The organism is Streptosporangium heterodermiicola (genome assembly GCF_051390675.1).
Classification (GTDB): Bacteria; Actinomycetota; Actinomycetes; order Streptosporangiales; family Streptosporangiaceae; genus Streptosporangium.
In genome coordinates, this window is the sequence record NZ_JBPJSR010000030.1 from 22,053 (window position 1) to 40,772 (window position 18,720).

Below are 18,720 nucleotides of genomic sequence, written 5' to 3' on the forward strand. Positions count from 1 at the left end.
CTGGTCAGTATTTCCGACGTACGGCAAGGCCATGGAAGGCACTTTCGTCCCGCCTCCCCGGGGTGCTCCCATACCGGCTCAGGCCGCTCTCCGAGAGGAGAGCGGCCTGAGCCGGGTGGTGGGCCTTCGCCTGGATCGGCGAGGGCCCGCGAACCTCCTGACGTGTCAGTCGCTGATCCGGATGTTGCCGAGCACGCTCGTGATCACGTTGGTCCGCCCGTTGTCGTAGACCAGTTCGCCGTTTTCGCGCCACACCTTCAGCCGGAGCCGGTCGGAGCGGCCGTCCGGCGTGCCGGAGTCGGTGGCCGTGATCTCGAACCTGACGTCGACGGTGTCGTTGACCCGTCCGGTTCCGCGCAGGGTCGCCGTGCGGTTCGCCGCGGCGAGCACCGTGTAGGAGGTGTCACGCAGCGAGAATCCGGGGACGTCGTAGCTCAGCTCGCCCGTCGGCACGTCGCCTTGGGGCGAATAGCCGGCGGTAAGGGCGAAGACCGCCGCGCTTGTCTGGCCACAGGCGGTGTTCAGCTGGCAGGAGCCGGCCGGGGAGGCCGCCTGGCCAGAGCCGACGATCGTGTTGAGCGGGTCGTAGACGATTATGGAGGCTTTCTGGTCGCCGATGGTGTCGGTGGTGGTGGCGGTGGTGTCGTCGTCGGTCACGGTGACTGAGATGGGGTAGCGGCCGGCTTTGGTGAATACGTGTGAGCGGGTGGCTGTGCCGTGGCCGTTGTGTTCGGTCAGTGTCGCGGGTAGTTGTTGTCCGTTGACGGTCCAGGTGGCGGTGTGGGTGTCGGCGGTTCCGGGGTCGGTGAAGGAGGCTTTCAGGGTGATCGGGGTGTCGATGGAGACGATCGTGTCGAGGGGGGGGTCGGTGAGTGAGACCTGGGGGGCGGCGTTGGTGATGGTCAGGGGCAGTGTGGTGGTGGCGGTGGCGCCCTTGTCGTCGGTGACCGTCACGGTGATGGTGCGCTCACCGTTGTCGGTGGCCGTGTGTTTGAGGTCTAGTTTCTTGCCGTCGAGGGGGAGCGGCACGGGTCCGGAGCCGTCGCCGTAGTCGGCGCTGGCGTTCCAGGTGGTGGAGTCGGGGTCGGTGAAGGAGGCGGTGGCCTGCCAGGTGGTTCCCTCGGTGATGTGGTCGGGTCCGGTGAGTTTCACCGTGGGCGCTTGGTTCGGGGTTGGGGTGGTGGTGATGGTGGTGGTGAATGTGGCGGAGGTTTGCAGGCCGCCGTCGTCGCGGACGGTCACGATGACGGGGTAGGTTCCCGCGTTTGTCCAGCGGTGTTGCAGGGTGATCTGCCGGTTGGTCACGGTCACCGGTGCCGGTCCGGAGCCGTCGCCGTAGTCGGCGCTGGCGTTCCAGGTGGTGGAGTCGGGGTCGGTGAAGGAGATGGTGCGCTGGAGGTTTTCTCCGATGCTCAGCTCGATGTCGGCTCCCACGCTCAGCGTGGGTGCGGTGTTGGGGGTGGGCTCTTCGATGACGTAGTCGATGTATCGTTCTGCGGTGTCGCCTTTGCTGTCGGTCACCAGGACCGCGAGGACTCCTTCGCGGGCTTCGGTGAAGATCTTGCTGGCGGTGACGATGCCGCCGCCTTCGTGCTGGGTCACCTCGGCTGGGACCGGTGGTTCGCTCCATTCCACTTGCGCGGTGTGGGTGTCGGCGCGGTCGGCGTCGGTGAAGTGGATCCGTAAGGAGAGCGGTTGTCCCACTGTGGCGCGCAGGGGCGCTGTGGGTTCTTCCAGGACGGGTCGCGCGTTGGCCTGGGAGCCGTGGCCGGTCAGGGTCACGGTGTGGGCGGGCCCGGTGCCGTCGGTGGTGAAGGTTAGTTTCCCGTTCGCCTCACCCACCCGGGTGGGGACGAACCGTGCGGAAACGACGCACGTGGCGTTCGGAGCGAGTTTCACCGGGCAGTTGTTGGTCTGCTCGAATGGTCCTTCGGTCTGGATCACCGTGATGGGCATGTCCTTGTTTCCGCGGTTGGTCAGGGTCACCTTGCCCTCGTAGCTGCTCGCGCCGACTCGTACGGGGTCGGGCCAGTTGATTGCGGTGGTGCTCAGTGCGTGACGGACCGTCGCGGTGATCTCCGCCGTGTTGTCGGCGGGCTCGGGGTCGGCCACCTCGAAGCTGGTCGCCGTGGCCTGGGCCTTGAGTTCGGTGCCCTCGGCGGTGGCCGCCGGGATGGTGGCGTTCACCTCGACGGTGGCGCTCCAGCCCGGCTTCAACACCTTGGCCGTGTTGCGGAACCCGCCCTTGATCGCGGTGCAGATGCCCCGCCAGGTGTCACAGGCCGCGCCGGTGAGGGTCTGGGGGACGAGCACGTCCATCCTGACGTCGGTGGCGGTGTCGTCACCCTTGTTGGTCACCGTGGCGGTCCAGGTGACCTTCGTCCCCGGGCCGGGCTCGGTGGCCGACACCGCGGTGGTGACCTCCAGATCGGCCCGCGCCTCGGTGGGGCTCAGCAGGAACTGTCGGTTGTCCTGGGTGAATCCGGTGCCGTCGGCCGAGCGGTCGCGCACGGCACCGCGCACCAGGATCTGACCCAAGGAGTTGATGTCCAGCACATCTCCGGTGATCACGCACGGCCGCGTCGTCTGCCGTATGTCCCGCGGGCAGTACGGCCGCGACAGCACCCCCATCAGCGGGTACTTCGTGCCGTCCACCCACATCAACGGCGGCTTGTGGACGTTGATGACATCGCTCTGCTCCGTACCGACGATCACGTCGTTGTCGTTGACCGCGTTCGCCTCACCCTCACCCAGATCGGTCGCCCCGCCGTCCTTCCACACGTACGCGCGCTTGGTCGTCGTACCTTCGTAGCGGCCGCAGCGCATCGTGCCGACCACCAGGCCGGTGTTGTTCAGGTCCGAGGCCCTGCCGCCCGTCTCCAGGCACCCCTGGACCGTGCCGGGAAGCCTGGTGAGCACCCCGTCCTCATACATCATCGGACCGGTATCACGGGCACTACCGTCGTCGTCGCGGCTCAGTGCGTAGCCGCCCGCGACCGTGCCGCTGCCGTTCATCCGTATCGGACGATACGAATTGAACTCCCGGTTGTAGCTGAGACCGGCCCCGGCGTAGTCGGCAGGCATCCTGACCTCGGTGCCCCGGTCCCACAGCACGCCGTGGGAACCGCTCCAGCCGAGCACCTGGCCGTTGACGTTCACCGCGGCGGCGCCCGAGTTCGCCCCGGCGTCACCCGCCACCACATCGGTCAGCGAGCCGTCACCGCGCCAGATGACGGCGCGCGGGGAGTTCTGTCCCCCGGCCGAGGCCACCGCCCAGCCGGCCACGTCCCCGGCCTCGTTGATGTTGCCGGCGCCGGTCTCACATTTGACCTGGCCGTCGGTGCAGGCCGGGCCACCCAGATCGGTGACGACCCCGTCCTGCCAGCGCACCGCGTGCAACTTGCCGTCCTTGTCGGTCACCGTGGCCGAGACCTGGCCGCGGTCGTTCAACGCGTCGGCCTCGGTCCCGGAGACGTCCCCACCGGGCAGCGTGCCGATCTCGGTCACCTTGTAGGTGCCGAACCGCGCCTCCACCGTGTGCGCCTGGTCCATGGTCAGCGTCAGCGCACCGGCGCCCCGCTCCTTACCGTCGATTACCCAGCCGATCGGGACACGCCCGGCCTCGGGGGTGGCGCTCACCTTCACCTTCGTCCCGGCCCGGTAGGTGGCCTGCGACGGCGACGCCGCCACCGAACCCCCCGGCCTGGCCGACAGCGTCAGCGCGAACTCCCGGGTATCGGGCCGCTTGACCTCGACCACCTCAAGCGCGTTGCGCATGCCCTTGGCCGTGTCGGCCTTCACCACGACCGAGTACACGCTGTCGGCCAGCGGTTCGGAGGTGGCACCGTACACGCCGTCGTTCGCGGCACCGTCACCGCTGTTGCCGTCATCGGCCAGCGACAGCTCGATCCGCGCGTTGTCCTTTCCGGTCACGATCGCCCGCACCGGTACCCCGGTCACCGGCTGACCGGCATCGGTGACGGTGCCCGTCACCGTGAGGCGGCCGTCCTGTGACGGCTTCTCCACCGTGGCCGCCACCTTCACCGGGTTACCGGCGATCCAGGCACCCAGATCGGCGGTGACCGGCCCGGCCGCCGTGTTGGTGATCTCCAGTTTCCAGACCCCGGCCTGCGGGCCGGTGACACCCAACCCCTGAACCGGCTGCCTGGCCTCATCGCTGCCCGCCGCGTACTGCGCGGCGGGCTTCCCGGCCGGATCGCGCAGCAGCAGGCCGACGGTCGGCGGCAGCGTACCCGTCACACCGAAAGCGGTGCCCTGCGGGACGTCCACCGGCACGATCACCGTCTTGCCCGCCTCCACCGCCGTCGACGACGTGGCGAACATGGAAACCGTGTCACCGTCGTCGGCCGCGGCAGCCTTGGCGTCGCCGTCGGGCACGGCCTTCTCGGGCGCCGCGTCGGTGATCTCCTCGGTCAGACCGGGCAGACTCGGGCCACCGGCGATCCCCGGGCCCGCCGCCAGCCGCGGCTTGATGTAATTCTTGAAATCCCACGCCGAGTCGGTCATCGACATGTGTACCGTCCCGGTCCTGGGGATATCGGGATAGAAGCGCGCACTCCACAGCGGAACGATCAGATCACCTTGGTTGGGATCCTCCTCGGGATTCGCGAGAGGGGGGGCGCAGATCAGGGGCCTGCCCACGCCCGCCAGGTTGGAGGGGATCACACCCCTGAGATTCATGTGGTTGTCGTTGAACTCACCGTGCACGAACGACATGGTGACCTGCTCGGTGGCCGGCGAGTACGGAATGGGTGCTTTGGTCGCGGCCGCGAGCAGTATGGCCAAATCCGCACACGGAGTCCCCCGGTTCGGGGTACCCATCTGCATCATCCGGTTCACCACCGGCTTGTGATCCGGCGAGCCCGCCATCTTCGGCATCTCATCCTGGATCATCTGCCGGCTGACCAGGCCCCCCATCGAGTGGGCGATCAGGTCGACGTGCCACGCGCCCGTCCGCTTGCGCACTTCCTCGGTGTACTTTGCCAGCTCCCGGGCGTTCTCGGCGAGCGTCTTGGTCCTCGCGAACGGCGTCAGAAGGGAGCCCAGGTCAAGGGTGCCGCCATCGGGGCCGAACTGACCGTCACCGACCGCGAACGACCCGATGTAGGGGTGCAGACCCCTCAGAATCGCATGGGTGGACCCCCAGGCGAGCTGCGCGTCGGATTTCCAGCCGTGCACCAGAACCACCGGCTTCGGCCGGGTGAGGATGCTCCCCGACTCGGCGAAATCCTGCCTGACGTCACCGACGTAGAGCCGCGCCTTCACGTACCGGGCCAGGTTCGCCTCGCCCCTCTCCCAGGCGACCCCCGCGCTGTCCCAGTTCACCCGTACGTTGACGGTCTCCTTCGGAGCGAGCGAGAGCTCGACCGGATCCACCTTGGGCAACGGCGTGTAGTCCACGGACTCGCCCGGCTTCGGCGCCTGGTACAGCTTGAGCTGCGCGGAAACGGGCAGGGTACCGGGATTGGTCACCGAGACCGTGATACGCGCGGGGTCTCCGTCGGTCACTGCCGCGGCCGTGCCCCACTGCTCGGACGGATACCTCTTCGTTTCAAGGGAAACCGAGTCGATGACGGGCCGATCCCCCAGGTCGAGCAGGAAGGCATGGTCCTCGGCCGCACCCGCGGGCCGGCCGACACCGGCGATCTGGCCGACGTCGTTGATGGCGTTGGCCTTCGTCAGGGTCCAGCCCGAATCCGGCGGCAACAGGGAGTTCAGATCGGTTCCCACGCCGTTTCGATACAGGGCGGCACGCTCGTAGTACCTGCTCTCGTCGGTGTACATCACCCCCACACCGACTCCGGCCTCGTTGATCGCCTCCACCCTGCCGCCGTAAGGGGTCTGCTGTTGGCGGGATTTCCCCTCCTTGTCCCAGATGATGGGAGTGTCACCGGAGTCCCCGCTCGGGTGCCCGTCCACCTGACCGGCGACCTGGCCCTTGTCGTTGACGTCGTTGGCCCGGGTCTGGGAGGCGCCGGGGACCTCCAGCTCGTCACGGGTGAGGTCAAGGGGCTCGCCTGGCCTGGTCCGGAAGGCATGCAGTGTGGTGGGCGCACCGGGGTTCATGTCGGCCCAGCCGACGGCCGAACCGGAGTTGCTCAGCGCGCTGGGCTCCAGATACTGGTCTTTGAACGCCGGCAGGCTCAGTTGGGAACCGTCGGGGTCGTACACATATCTGCCGTCCGTGGTTTGACCGCGGTCGTTGGTGGCGATTATCCATTTCCCCAGGGGAGTTATTTTTCCTTTTTTGACGAGATAGGACTTCGCCACGGCCTCGTTGTTGGTGTGGACGAGCACCGTCCCGTCTTCGTTGATCTCGTAGGGGTCGCTCATGCCAACGGTGGAGTCGAGGCCGAGGAGCGCGTGAATATCCGTGATGGATCCATTGGAGAACAGTTTGGCTTGAGAGTGGACCACATCGCCGTAGACCTTCCCGATCCCGAAGGTGACTTCGCCGCTGTTGTTGATGTCGCTGACGTAGCCACCGTTGCCGCCACCGGGGCGACCTTCGGCCCCGATGGGGCCGAGATCGGTGATCTTGACTTTGGGAGCGATGGCCGCCGCTTCGCTTGTCCGAGACGACGCTGGCGTGGGCGCGGCGATGGCGGACGTGGGCAGGATGAGGGAGCCGAGCACCGCGGCGAGCGCGGGAAGCGCTGTTCGCCGTGTGAGAGTGCGGCCGGGTAACCAGGTCAAGGAAGATTCTCCGAGGTCGAGGCCGTGCGTCGGGCACGGCGCGAAAATGTCGAGCGGGACGTGTTCGTGAGAACGGGGCTCTTGGTCGCGCGTGACCACGGCTGGCGCCGGAATGTCCGGTACCGAGGCTGGTGGTCCTCAGGCCGTGTCCACGGATTTCCGCAAAGTTGAGCCCGCCCGGCTCCTTCGCCCTGTTTCGCGTGTCCGCGGGACGAGGATCGTGTTGGGCAGCCGACCTCCGCGAAGAGGGCGACGGTGTGGCCTTCGCGAGATCCGTCAGATCATCGGCTGCGCATTCGCGTCTTCCCGCGGGTGCGCGGAGCCCGGCAGGGACGAGGTCGTCCTCCTGTGCAAGGCGACGTGTTCCTGCCGTTTCAGGGCATCAGCATAAATGCCTTACGTAGATTTACTATCGCCCTACTTTTTTGTTGATTCATCTAGAAATATCTAGACGGGGGGATTTTTAAATCATGGTGGCGCGTCACCCTTGTGGGCCACTTGAGGCCACTTGTAGCTGGTTTCAGACGCGTCATTCGGCGACGGTGAGGTCACGTCCAGCGAAGTGGTGTATGAGTTGACCTTCGCGTGATCCTGTTTCTGCAGGTAAGCGGTAAGTGTCTGCGGGATCGGGTTCTGCTGCGGTGTGTCGCCGGTGATGACGCGCATCCGGGTCTTGGCCAGAACGTCCAGGCCCATGTAGCGGCGGGCCTCGGTCCACTCATCACTCTGCTCGGCCGAAACCGCACCGACAAGACGGACGATCGAGGGCCGGTCGGGGAAGATGCCCACCACGTCGGTGCGGCGGATCTCCTTGTTCAACCGCTCCTGAGGATTGTTCGACCACACCTGCCGCCAGACCTCCCGAGGGAAGATGGCGAAGGTCAGGAGTTCGTCGCGGGCGGCGTCCAGGTGCTCGCACGCGGCTGGATACTCGGCCTCCAAAGCGTTGATCACCCAGGTGTGCTGGGCGCGTACCTGTTCGGCGGTGGGCTGGTCGAAGATGGTGCGCACCAAGGTCGCCACCCACGGCTGCGCCGATTTGGGCACCGTGGTCGGCAGGTTGCGCAGGTAGTGCGTGCGACAGCGCTGCCAGGACGCGCCGGGCGGTGTCGCGCCGACCGCTGTCACCAGCCCGGTGTGGGCGTCGGAGATGACCAGCTGCACCCCGCCCAGGCCACGAGCGACCAGGCCGCGCAGAAACGTCAGCCAGCCGGCGCCGTCCTCGGCCGAGGTGACCTCCAGACCGAGGATCTCCCGGTTGCCGTTGGCGTTGACCGCGGTGGCGACCAGGACGTGCACGTTGATGATCCGCCCGCCTTCGCGGACCTTCTGGGTGAGGGCGTCCAGCCACACGAACGCATACGGCCCCGTATCCAGCGCCCGGTTGCGAAAGGCCTCGACCTGAGCATCCAGGACCTTGGCCATCTCGCTGACCTGACTCTTGGAGATGTGCTTGATGCCCAGCTGCTCCACCAGCTTGTCCACCCGCCGGATGGAGACGCCGAGCAGGTAGCTGGTGGCCACCACGCTGATCAGCGCCTGCTCGGCCCGGCGCCTGCGCTCCAGCAGCCAGTCGGGAAAGTAGGAGCCCGAGCGCAGCCTGGGGATGGCGAGCTCCACGGTACCGGCGCGGGTGTCCCATTCGCGGATTCGGTTATCCGTTGCGCCGGTTACTACGTTCCTCGCTGCGGGCGCCGTACTCGGCGCCCGCAGCGGCCATCGGCCTCGGCCGACATCAACGTCTCGGCCATGGTCCTCACCATGGATCGCAACAGATCCGGATCATCCTGCCGGATCTGCTCCGCCAGCCAGCTCGCGGGGTCCACGCTGTCGGGTACGGCCATCGCCCTGTTCTCCTTCGATCTTGGTTTAGCAACCTGAAGGATCACGCGATGGCCGTCCTCATTTCACGGCGCCACGCCCACTACCTGCGAAAACTCGTATACCACCTCCGTGGACGCAACCGGTTCCGGTTCCCGGCCCGAACGCGTGCGCTCCGCAATGATCGAGCTGACGGGCTGCCTGAGTCCGCACGTGTCCACACCGCAGGGCGGTCACACGCGGCTGGTCTGGTTGAGCCCTGACCGGGGGGACGGCGCGCCTGCGGGTGGTCACCTGGACCTGCCGGTGCCTGGCCACCTTGTACGAGCTGTGCCAGGCCGGAGGACAGGGCTTCATCCGGCGCACGCTCCAGTTGGAGGGCAGTCCGGAAGTTCACGAGATCTATCGATGGCCGATCCGGCAGGCCGGCGATATATGGAGGGCGTTGCTCTCCGGGGAGGCCCGGTAGGCGGACGCGGCGGCACAGGGGGCTTCGGTTGGTTGTGTCGTCGCGTCACGGGGGGACATGATGCTCAAGCAGCTTGTCCAACTCCTTGGCGGGATGAACGACCGGGACCAGAAAGCGAATGGTGGCCCAGTAAGAGCTCGCGCCGTATGACCGGCGGTGGGGATCAGCCGAAGAGCTGGGTGAGTTTCTGGAACAGCTCGTAGACGCCGTAGGCGAAGGGGAGGCCGACCCAGGTCCAGGCCAGGATCATCAGGGGGGTGTTCCCTGCCGGGGAGCGGTCGTCCGCCATCACGCGTCGCCTCCTCTTTCGTGCTGGACGGTTTCGTGCTGGATGGCTTCATGGTGAGCCGGTTTTTCGTGGTGGACGGGATTCACCGGGCGGATCAGCTCGTTGGCCAGGAAGCCGATCGCGAGCAGCCCGATCATGATGTAGAGGGAAGTCGTGTAGAGCTCCGGCCCCGACCGGCCCGCCGCCTTCTGCGCGTCGGCGATGGCGTTGACGATCAGCGGCCCGAGGATGCCCGCGGTGGACCAGGCCGTCAGCAGCCGGCCGTGGATGGCCCCCACCTGGTACGTCCCGAACAGGTCCTTCAGGTAGGCCGGGACGGTGGCGAACCCTCCCCCGTAGAAGGACAGGATGCCGAGCGCGCAGAGGATGAACAGGAACTTGTGGGAGTCCCCGGCCAGGGCGATCGCCAGGTAGAAGAGGGCGCCCACGCCGAGATAGACGCGGTACATGTTCTTGCGGCCGATCAGGTCCGAGGTCGAGGACCACACGAAGCGCCCCGCCATGTTCGCCAGGGACAGCAGGGCCACGAAGCCCGCCGCCGCGGCGGTCGTGACCGGCACGCTGGTGTTCGCGAAGAAATCCTTGATCATCGGCGCGGCCTTCTCCAGGATGCCGATGCCCGCGGTGACGTTGAAGCACAGCACGACCCACAGGAGCCAGAACTGCGGCGTGCGGATCGCGTTGCGCGCGGAGACGTCGGCGGCGGTGACCAGCGGGCGGGCGGCGGCCTTCGCCGGTTCCCAGCCCCGTGGCCGCCAGCCCTCCGGCGGGACCCTGATCAGGAGCACGCCCATCGACATGAAGACCGCGTAGACCAGGCCGTGCACCAGGAAGGTCGTGGCTATCCCGCCGGTGCCCGTGCCGAACGTCTCCAGCATCTGGTTGGACCACGGCGAGGCGATGAGGGCCCCTCCGCCGAATCCCATGATGGCGATGCCCGTGGCCATGCCCGGCCGGTCGGGGAACCACTTGATCAGCGTGGACACCGGTGAGATGTAGCCGATGCCGAGACCGATCCCGCCCACGAAGCCGTATCCCAGGACGACCAGCCAGTACTGCCCGGTCGCCACGCCGAGCGCGGAGATCAGGAAGCCCAGGGAGAAGCAGACCATGGAGACGGACATCGCCCAGCGCGGGCCGTTGCGCTCGACCAGCGTCCCCCCGAACGCGGCCGACAGGCCGAGCATGACGATGCCCACCTGGAAGGGCAGGGCGCTGGCCGTGCCGGAAAGGTCAAGGGCCGATTCCAGGGGCGGCTTGAAGACGCTCCACGCGTACGCCTGGCCGATGGCGAGGTGCACGGAGAGCGCTGCCGGGGGGATCAGCCAGCGGCTCCAGGTCGGTGGCGCCACCGTACGAGCACGGCTGAAGAAGCCAGAGGAGACGGTAAATATGGGGGTTTTTACCTGTTCTTCTGACATGCAGATAACCGTATTCCGTCACCAGTCCTTCGTCGAGAGTGGCTGATGGGGCAATTGAAACGATTTGCTGGGGTGTCGCCCGGTGTTCCGACCACCGTGTTCCGGCTCGCTCGCGGTCTGGCGGGGATCGCGGCGCCGGTGACCGGGCGAAAGGTGGTCGAAGGAAGGGCGGCCGGGGAAGGCGGCCAGGTGAAGGCGGCGCCCCCGGGCCGGCGGTAGACGTGATCTCGTCGGCTGCGGTAGACGTGACCTCACCGGCTCCCGGGCCGTTCGGCCGGGTGGAGACATTACGGATCTCGCCCGCCACTGCATAGTGTTTGACTTATATAAGCTGTCCCTGAAATATTTGTCGAGCACACGTTCGAGGTTTCCGGTGAGCCCGATGCCGGAGCCGCCGACGAGCGGGCCGTCCCCGTGACCGGGGGCGCCCTCGTCCTCCACCCCCTGCCAGGAGTTCATCCGATGTCGCAGAAGATCACTACTTTCCTGATGTTCGAGGGCAACGCCGAGGAGGCCGTCACCTTCTACATGTCGCTGTTCGACGACTCCGAGATCCTCGCTATCACCCGCTACGGCCCCGAGGGGCCCGGCACGGAGGGCGGCGTGCAGCACGCCACGTTCACGCTGGCGGGCGGGGAGTACATGGCCATCGACAGCAACGTGCAGCACGCCTTCGGCTTCACCCCTTCGATCTCGCTGTACGTGCAGTGCGAGTCGGAGGCGGAGATCGAGCGCCTGTACGTGGCCCTGTCGGAGAACGGCGAGCCGCTGATGCCGCTCGGCTCCTACGGCTTCAGCAAGCGCTTCGGCTGGACCAACGACCGCTTCGGCGTCTCCTGGCAGCTGAACCTCGCCTGAACCTCGCATGATCCCCGCCTCCGCCGCCGTAACGGATCCCCGCCCCCGCCGGCGGGATCCGTCACACGCGAGCACGCGGCCGTACGTCCCCGTACGCCCCCGTGCGCTTCATCCGTCCTCGTACGCGCTCACGGCGTCATCGCTCAGTTCTCCCGTGAGACCCCGTTCTCCCGTGAGACCCCGTTCTCCCGCAGGACCTCGCGCAGCCGGGGGGCGAAACCGGCGGGGTCGTCGGCGAAGGCGATGTGGCCGCCGGGGAAGTACGTCGGCTTCGTGCCGAGCGCCGCGGCGAGCGCGGTCGACGTGTGGTCGCAGAGCTGACCGGCCGACTCCTCCCCGATACCGACCACGACGGAGCCCGGCCCGGCGCGCAGGGCGGCGATGTCGGGCTCCCAGTGGGTGGTCCCGCGCATCTCGTGCAGGAACCAGAAACGCTCGTCCGCCGCCTGCTGCGGATCGGGCGCGGCCGGCGCCTCCGCGTGACCGCTCGCGGACTCCTCGAACTCGGGCAGCGGGATGTTGGCGTTAATCATGAACTTGACCCAGGCGCCCGCGACGTCGCCGGAGGCGTAGGTGGCGATGATGTCCTCGACCGCGGCGTCGTGCGCCTCGGGGTCGTCGAGCAGGCGGCTCACCGGGGGCTCGTGCGCGATCACGGTGCGTACCTGCTCGGGGTGGGCGACGGCGAGCGCGAGCGCGGTGACGGCGCCGCCGCTGGAACCGAAGACCGCGGCCGGACCCGCGCCGAGATGGGTCAAGAGCCGGGAGAGATCGTCGGCGCGCATCTGCGGGGTCGAGTCCCGGCCGGGTTCGTCGAGGGAACTGCGGTTGACGCCCCGGGGATCGGTGGTGAGCACGGTGTGGCCGTCGGCGAGCAGGTCGGCCAGCGGCGCGAAGTGCTCGGCGTGCATCGGGGCGCCGACGAGCACCACGAGAGGCCCCTGCCCCCGTACCTCGTAGTAGAGCGTGGCGTCGGGGACCTTGAGGTGATCGGCGGTGACGCTCGGCGTCGGGTTCATTTCAGTCTCCTGGAACAGTCTGGAACAGTGTGGAAAGGTGCTGTGGTACTCGGTCGAAGGGAAGACTGCCGGTGTGAGGCAGAATCGTCGTTCGTGACGGAGATTTCTTCGCGGTCCGTGAGCAGGGCGACGGAAGGCACCGGGGACGCCGACCCGGTCCGGGCGCGTGATGGCGACGACGATCTGGACCGGGCGCGTGGCGGGGACGATGCCGCGTTCACCCGTCTCGTGGAGCCGTTGCGTCGGGAGCTGCACGCCCACTGCTACCGCATGCTCGGCTCCACCCACGACGCCGACGACGCCCTGCAGGACGCCCTGCTGCGGGCCTGGCGGGGAATCGCGCGCTTCGAGGGCCGCAGCTCGTTGCGCTCGTGGCTCTACACCGTGGCCACCCGCACCTGCCTGGACATCGTCACCACCCGGGGCAGGCGGGCGCTGCCCGTCGACCTCGGCCCCTCCAGCGACCACGCCGTGTTCGGCGACGCCCCACTGAACGACGTCGCCTGGCTGGGCCCCTACCCAGACGCGGGCCTCACCGGCGACCCGGCCGGTCCGGGCGCGCGCTACGAGCAGCGTGAAGCCGTCGAGCTCGCCTTCGTCGCGGCCCTGCAGCACCTGCCGGGCAACCAGCGGGCCGCGCTGCTGCTGTTCGAGGTCCTCGGCTTCTCCGCCGCCGAGATCGCCACCACGATGGACACCACCACCACGTCGGTGAACAGCGCCCTGGCGCGAGCGCGCAAGGTCGTCGCGGACAAGGTCTTCCCCCGCACCCAGCAGCCGACGCTGCGGAAGATCGGCGACGCCCGCGTACGGGAGATCGTCGCCGGTTACTCCTCCGCGCTGGAACGCGGGGACGCCGACACCCTGGTCGCGCTGCTGACCGAGGACGTCACCTGGTCGATGCCGCCGATGGCGCACTGGTACCGTGGCCTGGAGGCCGTCACCGACTTCGCCGTGCGGGTCCCGCTGACCAGCTGCGGAAGCTGGCGGCACCTCCCGGTCACCGCGAACGGCCAGCCCGCGGTGGGCTCCTACCTCTGGGACGAGGACGCCGCCGCCCATCTCGCCTGGTCGATCGACGTGTTCACCCTGCGGGACGACCTGATCGCCGAGATCACCTCGTTCGTCGGCCTCGGCCACTTCGCCCCCCTCGGCCTCCCGACCTCACTGCCCTGAGCCGCCCCGCGTTGCTTTGAGCCGCCCTGATCCGGGGGCGCAACGATACTCACGCCCGGGTACGGCCCCGGCAGGTGGGTGGCCACCCGCCTGACGCCACTCGCCGACGCCACCTGCCGACGCCGTCCGCCGGCGCGGCCCGAGAACCGGTCGTGTCCTGCTTCGGGCACGGTATGGTCATTGACTCTGACAGGCGGGCGGACGAGGGCGTGACAGGCGGCACCGGAGACCGGTCACGTCGGAAAGGTGTTCCCCGACGAACCGGCGACCGGAGTGACCTGATGGATCGACACCGTCGGCGGACCCTCCGAAGAAGAGGGGGATGGCTGCTCGCCCTGGTCGGCGCGCTGGTCGTCGCCGCGCTGGTGGGGGTCGCGGTGGCCTTCCCGTCGGTCGCCGCCACGACCTGTCCGGGCTGTTACGGAATGGAACGGATCAAGCCGGGACTGTACGTCGAGCCGGACCTGCCGGTGGCACGGCAGCGGCAGGTGGCGGAGGCGGTCGACGCGGCCACCCGGCGGGTGGAGGACTTCTACGGCGGGCGCGAGAGCTCTCCCGGCGTTCTGGCCTGCGTGACCGACGCGTGCTACCGAGGGATCGGCGGGGGCGGGGAACGCGGGGTCGCGGTGCTGAGCCGCACGGTGATGCTGTCGCCGCGCGGTATCGACCCGGTGATCGCCTCGCACGAGATGTCGCACGTCGAGCTGCACACCAGGCTCGGATCGCGGCGGGTCCCGCAGTGGTTCGACGAGGGACTCGCCGTCCTGGTCTCCGGCGACCCGCGCTACCTGGCCCCCGAGACGGCCGGTGACCGGTGCCTGGTGGACTCGAAGGAGGCGCTGCCCGGGACGCTTGAGGACTGGCTGCGTGTCGCCGGCGCCGACCAGCGGCTCTACGCCAAGGCCGCGTGCAGGGTGAGCCGCTGGGCCGAGGCGAACGGCGGGCGAGGGGCCGTGCTCGAACTGATCGAGCACGTGGCGGGCGGCGGTGAGTTCCCGGCGGCCGGATCGGCCCGCATGCCTTCCTGACCGCGCGAAGGGACGGCCGCGTCTGCCGCGCCCTCCGGCCGCCGAACTGAGCGAAGGGACACGGCGGCGACCGCGCCCCCGGCCGCCACGCCACTTCGCGCCCGATGCGCCGGTCTCTGATCGCTTCCCGGTTTTCGATCGCTCCTCGGTCTCCTCCGTTCGCCCTTCTGTCTCAGTCAGGTCGCTCCCCGGCCTCGGCGACGCGTTCCTCGCTCCACAGCCGCCGCATCTCCGGGCAGCTCTCCAGCAGCTCGCCGAGCGGGCCCTGCCCGGCGATCCGGCCGCGGTCGAGGACGACGACCTGGTCGGCCCGCTCCAGCGCCGCCTGCCGGTGGGAGACCACCAGCAGCGTTCCCGGACCGCGCCCGTCACGGGCGGCGTCGGCGATCCGGTCCCACAGCAGCCTCTCGGTCTCCACGTCCAGGGCCGACGACAGGTCGTCGACGACGAGCAGGTCCGGTGCCCTGACCAGTGCCCGCGCCGCGGTCGCCCGCTGCGCCTGGCCACCGGACAGCCGTACGCCACGGGGGCCGACGACCGTGTCCAAGCCCTCCGGCATCCCGGCCAGGTCCTTCTCGAACGCCGCCAGCTCCAGCGCCAGGCCGAGCCGGGCGTCGTCCGCGGACCGGCCCAGGAGCAGGTTCTCCCGCAGCGACTCGGAGAACAACCGGGGGACCTGGCTCGCGTACGCCGCGCGGCCGGGGACCATGAACGTCCCCGGGTCGTCGACGGGCCCGCCGTTCCAGGTGATCGTCCCGGAGTCCAGGGGCACCAGGCCGAGCAGGGCGCGTACCAGGGTCGTCTTGCCCGAGCCGACGGCACCGGTGATCACCGTGAACGACCCCCGCGCCACCCGCAGGTCGACCGCCCGCACGCCGCGCCCGCTCCCGCCGTGACGCACGGTCAGCCCGCGCGCCTCGACGACCTGGAGCGTGTCGCCGTGATCCGGCGGCGTCGTGGCGGGAGGCGGCTCCCGATGGAACCAGACGTCGCCGCCGCGCGACAGGTCGTCGGCGTCCTCGTACGGCGCCATCAGCCGGGTGAGCCGTTCGGTGGCGACCGCGCCCTGGGGCAGGCGGTGGAGGATCGCGCCGATGGTGCGCGGCAGAGCCGTCAGCCAGCCGACATAGGTGGTGAACAGCGCGAGGTCGCCCACCGTGAAGTCGCCGCGGCGCATCGCCGACGCGCACAGGAGCAGCACGAGGCCGATGCCGACCTCGACGGTCGCGCCCGTCGTGGCGTCCAGCAGGTCGGTCGCGAGCCGGTCCTTGACGGCGGCGTCGCGCCGCCCGCGGTTGTGCTCGCGCAGCCGCTCCAGCACGGCGTCCTCGGCCCCGGCGGTCTTGATCGCCAGCACGCCGCCGAAGGTCTCGCCGATGTGGGCCGTGACGGCCGCGCCGAGCACTCTGGCACGGTGGTGCAGCCGCCGGATCACCTCGTTCAGCAGCCTGCTCAGCACGCCTACCGCGATCATCGGCACCACCAGCACCAGGGTGACGACGGGGTCGACGGAGGCCATGATCACCAGGGCGGCGCCGCCGAAGAGAGCCGAACCGGCGAGCGGGACGCTCTCGTCGGTGAGGTTGACCAGGTCGCTCACGTCGTCGCGGAAGCGGGCGACCGCCTCGCCCGGCGAGTGCGGCAGCCGGGTCGAGGCGGGCCCGCGCGCGGTGAGGATCGAGCGCAACGCGTTGGCCCGCAGGAGGGTCGCGGCGGCGCACCACCAGTGGACCCCGTAGGACCACGCGACGACGAGCACCAGGCCGCGGACCGCCTCCACGCCCACGAACGCCGCGCACAGCCACAGCGACTGCTCCAGGCTCGCGGCGCGCTGCCCGCTGATCTGGTCGAAGAGCCGCTGCAGCACCAGCCCGCCGGCGAGCGGGATGACGCTGACCGGCATCCACAGCAGGGCACCGATCAGGTAGCGGCGCAGGTCGAAGCGGACGAGCCGGGTGGCCACCAGCGTCACGGGCCTCATCGGACCACCCCCGCGACGTCCAGCATCCGGGCGAACCGGCTTCGCGGATCCGCGACGAGGTCCTCGCGGTAGCCGTACTCGACGACCCTGCCCCGGTCGATGACGGCGATCTTGTCCACCCGGGACAGGGAGGAGAGCCGGTGCGCGATGAGCACGCCGGTCCTGCCGGTGAGCAGCCGGTCGACGCTCTCCTCGACGCGCCGCTCGGTGGCTGGATCGAGCCGGCTGGACGCCTCGTCCAGCACGACGAGCCCGGGGTCGGCCAGGAACGCCCGCGCGAACGCGAGCAGCTGCGCCTCCCCGGCCGAGACGCCGCTCCCCGGGCTGTCGCCCGGACCACCTCCCGGATCCCTTCCCGAACCGCCGCCCAGCTCGGTGTCGAGCCCGTCGGGCAGGGCGGCGAACCAGTCGCCGAGGCCGACACCGGCGAGGACGGCGCGCAGCCGGTCGTCGTCGGCGAGTGGCCTGAAGAGGGTGAGGTTGTCCCTGACGCTGGCGGCGAAGAGCCGCACGTCCTGGGTGACCACGCACATCCGTTCGCGTATCGACGCGGGGTCGACGTCGCGCAGGTCCAGCCCGCCGACCCGCACGGTGCCCTCGGTCGGGTCGTACAGGCGCAGCACCATCCGGGCGACGGTCGTCTTGCCGCTGCCCGTACGGCCCACCAGGCCGAGCGTCTCGCCCGGCGCCAGAGTGATCGTGACGTCCGACAGGACCGGCTCGTCGTCGTCGGCGTACGCGAAACCCACACCTTCGAGGCACAGGGCGAGCGGCCCGGACGCGGGCAGCGGCAGCGGGTCGGCGGGCGCGGGGAGCGTGCGCCGCTCGGCCAGCAGGTCGCCGATGCGCGCGATGCCGGCCAGCGCCGACTGGTACTGCCTCAGCTGGTCGATCAATCGCTCGAACGGCGCGCGCACCATCCGCGTGTACTGGAAGAGCAGCACGGCGGTGCCGACCGTGAGCGTCCCGGACTCCCGGGTCCACGCGGCGAGGCCGAGCACGATCGCCGTACCGGCCGCGAACGCCACCGTCGTGCCCGCGAGGATGACGGTCCCGATCCGCGCGTCGCGGAACTCCGCGTGGTACACGGTCGCGGAGGCCCGGTGGAAGCGGTTCACCGCGTGCGCTCCGGCGCCGTTGGCACGGATGTCCTCCACACCGGCGAGCCGTTCCTCAAGGCCGCCGAAGAGCGCCGCCAGCTCCACCCGCGAGCGGGTGGCCGACGGCACGGCGAGCCGCTGCGCGCGGGCCATGCAGAACCCCACCAGCGCGCAGTACGCCAGCAGCACGCCGCCGAGGCGCGCGTCGACGGTGAACACGACGACGAGCACCCCGGCGAGGAGCAGGAGGCCGGCGACGATGTCCAGCAGGAAGGCGACGACGAACTCGGCCACCGCGACCACGTCGCCGTCGACCCGTTCGATCATCTCGCCGGGCGTCCGGCGGCCGTGGTAGGCCATGTCGAGGCCGAGCGCGTGCTCGGCGAGCCTCTCCCTGAGACGGTTCGTGCCGTCCCAGGCGAGACGGCTCGCCAGCCAGGCGGTGACCATGCGGGCGGCCTGCCCGGCGACGGCGAGCGCGAGGTAGCCGACGGCGATCAGCGTGAGGTGCCGGGTGCCCGCCCCGCCGATCGCGTCGTCGACGAAGCGGCGGGTGATCTGGGGCGCCGTCAGCGGCAGCGCCGTCGCGGCGGCGATGGCGGCGGCGAGGGCCAGGGCGGAGCGGAGCCCTGGGCGAAGGTGACGCAGGACGGCACGCCGGGCGGAGTCGCGGGCGAGGATGCCACGGGCGGCACGCCGGACGGAGTCGCGGGCGGAACTCCGGGCGGAGGCGCCGGTCCCGCCGGTGACCCGGGCGGCGCGGAGCAGCCTTTCGGCGAGGCCCCTTCTAGCGGCGTCTCCACGCGCCGGAGTGCGCGGGGTAGGTGTTCTCACTAAGCGT

Annotated in this window: 9 protein-coding genes and 1 pseudogene; 3 read left to right on the top strand and 7 right to left on the bottom strand. The window is 69.4% G+C overall.

Translation table 11 applies throughout. The annotated features are described in order from the left end of the window. Positions 1-165: 165 nt before the first annotated feature. The 4 genes and pseudogenes from ACSC1Q_RS38420 to ACSC1Q_RS38435 form a co-directional block, all read right to left on the bottom strand. Positions 166-6,717: a PKD domain-containing protein gene (locus tag ACSC1Q_RS38420; protein ID WP_436763655.1), complete on the bottom strand. Its 6,552-nt coding sequence runs from the start codon at positions 6,715-6,717 to the stop codon at positions 166-168. A gap of 615 nt (positions 6,718-7,332) precedes the next feature. Continuing rightward, positions 7,333-8,561 (bottom strand): annotated as a pseudogene (locus tag ACSC1Q_RS38425) (IS256 family transposase); the annotation flags it as partial. A gap of 609 nt (positions 8,562-9,170) precedes the next feature. After that, a complete protein-coding gene (locus ACSC1Q_RS38430; RefSeq protein ID WP_436763656.1) occupies positions 9,171-9,296 on the bottom strand; it encodes an MFS transporter small subunit in 126 nt (41 codons plus the stop codon). Beyond that, the gene (locus ACSC1Q_RS38435) at positions 9,296-10,717 is read right to left on the bottom strand and encodes an L-lactate MFS transporter (RefSeq protein ID WP_436763657.1); all 1,422 of its coding nucleotides are present in this window, start codon (positions 10,715-10,717) and stop codon (positions 9,296-9,298) included. Before ACSC1Q_RS38435 ends, ACSC1Q_RS38430 begins: the two co-directional genes overlap by 1 nt. Positions 10,718-11,179: 462 nt before the next feature. Here ACSC1Q_RS38435 and ACSC1Q_RS38440 point away from each other — a divergent pair, with 462 nt between their 5' ends. Continuing rightward, positions 11,180-11,575 (top strand): VOC family protein, encoded by a 396-nt coding sequence (locus ACSC1Q_RS38440; RefSeq protein ID WP_436763658.1) that lies wholly within the window; start codon positions 11,180-11,182, stop codon positions 11,573-11,575. Between the two features lie 143 nt (positions 11,576-11,718). Here ACSC1Q_RS38440 and ACSC1Q_RS38445 read toward each other — a convergent pair whose 3' ends face one another. Beyond that, complete coding sequence (locus ACSC1Q_RS38445) at positions 11,719-12,594, bottom strand: alpha/beta fold hydrolase (protein ID WP_436763659.1); 876 nt, start codon at positions 12,592-12,594, stop codon at positions 11,719-11,721. A 117-nt stretch (positions 12,595-12,711) separates the two neighbouring features. Here ACSC1Q_RS38445 and ACSC1Q_RS38450 point away from each other — a divergent pair, with 117 nt between their 5' ends. Continuing rightward, the gene (locus tag ACSC1Q_RS38450; RefSeq protein ID WP_436763660.1) at positions 12,712-13,770 is read left to right on the top strand and encodes a sigma-70 family RNA polymerase sigma factor; all 1,059 of its coding nucleotides are present in this window, start codon (positions 12,712-12,714) and stop codon (positions 13,768-13,770) included. A gap of 281 nt (positions 13,771-14,051) precedes the next feature. Continuing rightward, positions 14,052-14,798: a hypothetical protein gene (locus ACSC1Q_RS38455; protein WP_436763661.1), complete on the top strand. Its 747-nt coding sequence runs from the start codon at positions 14,052-14,054 to the stop codon at positions 14,796-14,798. A 172-nt stretch (positions 14,799-14,970) separates the two neighbouring features. On the opposite strand, the gene ACSC1Q_RS38460 is transcribed toward ACSC1Q_RS38455, so the two are convergent. Next, positions 14,971-16,779 carry an ABC transporter transmembrane domain-containing protein gene (locus tag ACSC1Q_RS38460; RefSeq protein ID WP_436763662.1) on the bottom strand — a complete coding sequence of 603 codons (1,809 nt, stop codon included), beginning with the start codon at positions 16,777-16,779 and terminating at the stop codon, positions 14,971-14,973. Beyond that, positions 16,776-18,713 carry an ABC transporter ATP-binding protein gene (locus ACSC1Q_RS38465; RefSeq protein ID WP_436763663.1) on the bottom strand — a complete coding sequence of 646 codons (1,938 nt, stop codon included), beginning with the start codon at positions 18,711-18,713 and terminating at the stop codon, positions 16,776-16,778. Before ACSC1Q_RS38465 ends, ACSC1Q_RS38460 begins: the two co-directional genes overlap by 4 nt. Positions 18,714-18,720 lie beyond the last annotated feature (7 nt).

What these genes read in the sequence shown, in the direction of transcription:
- ACSC1Q_RS38430 (WP_436763656.1), bottom strand. Translation starts at nt 9,296, where the DNA reads ATGGCGGACGACCGCTCCCCGGCAGGGAACACCCCCCTGATGATCCTG.
- ACSC1Q_RS38435 (WP_436763657.1), bottom strand. Translation starts at nt 10,717, where the DNA reads ATGTCAGAAGAACAGGTAAAAACCCCCATATTTACCGTCTCCTCTGGC.
- ACSC1Q_RS38440 (WP_436763658.1), top strand. Translation starts at nt 11,180, where the DNA reads ATGTCGCAGAAGATCACTACTTTCCTGATGTTCGAGGGCAACGCCGAG.
- ACSC1Q_RS38445 (WP_436763659.1), bottom strand. Translation starts at nt 12,594, where the DNA reads ATGAACCCGACGCCGAGCGTCACCGCCGATCACCTCAAGGTCCCCGAC.
- ACSC1Q_RS38455 (WP_436763661.1), top strand. Translation starts at nt 14,052, where the DNA reads ATGGATCGACACCGTCGGCGGACCCTCCGAAGAAGAGGGGGATGGCTG.
- ACSC1Q_RS38460 (WP_436763662.1), bottom strand. Translation starts at nt 16,779, where the DNA reads ATGAGGCCCGTGACGCTGGTGGCCACCCGGCTCGTCCGCTTCGACCTG.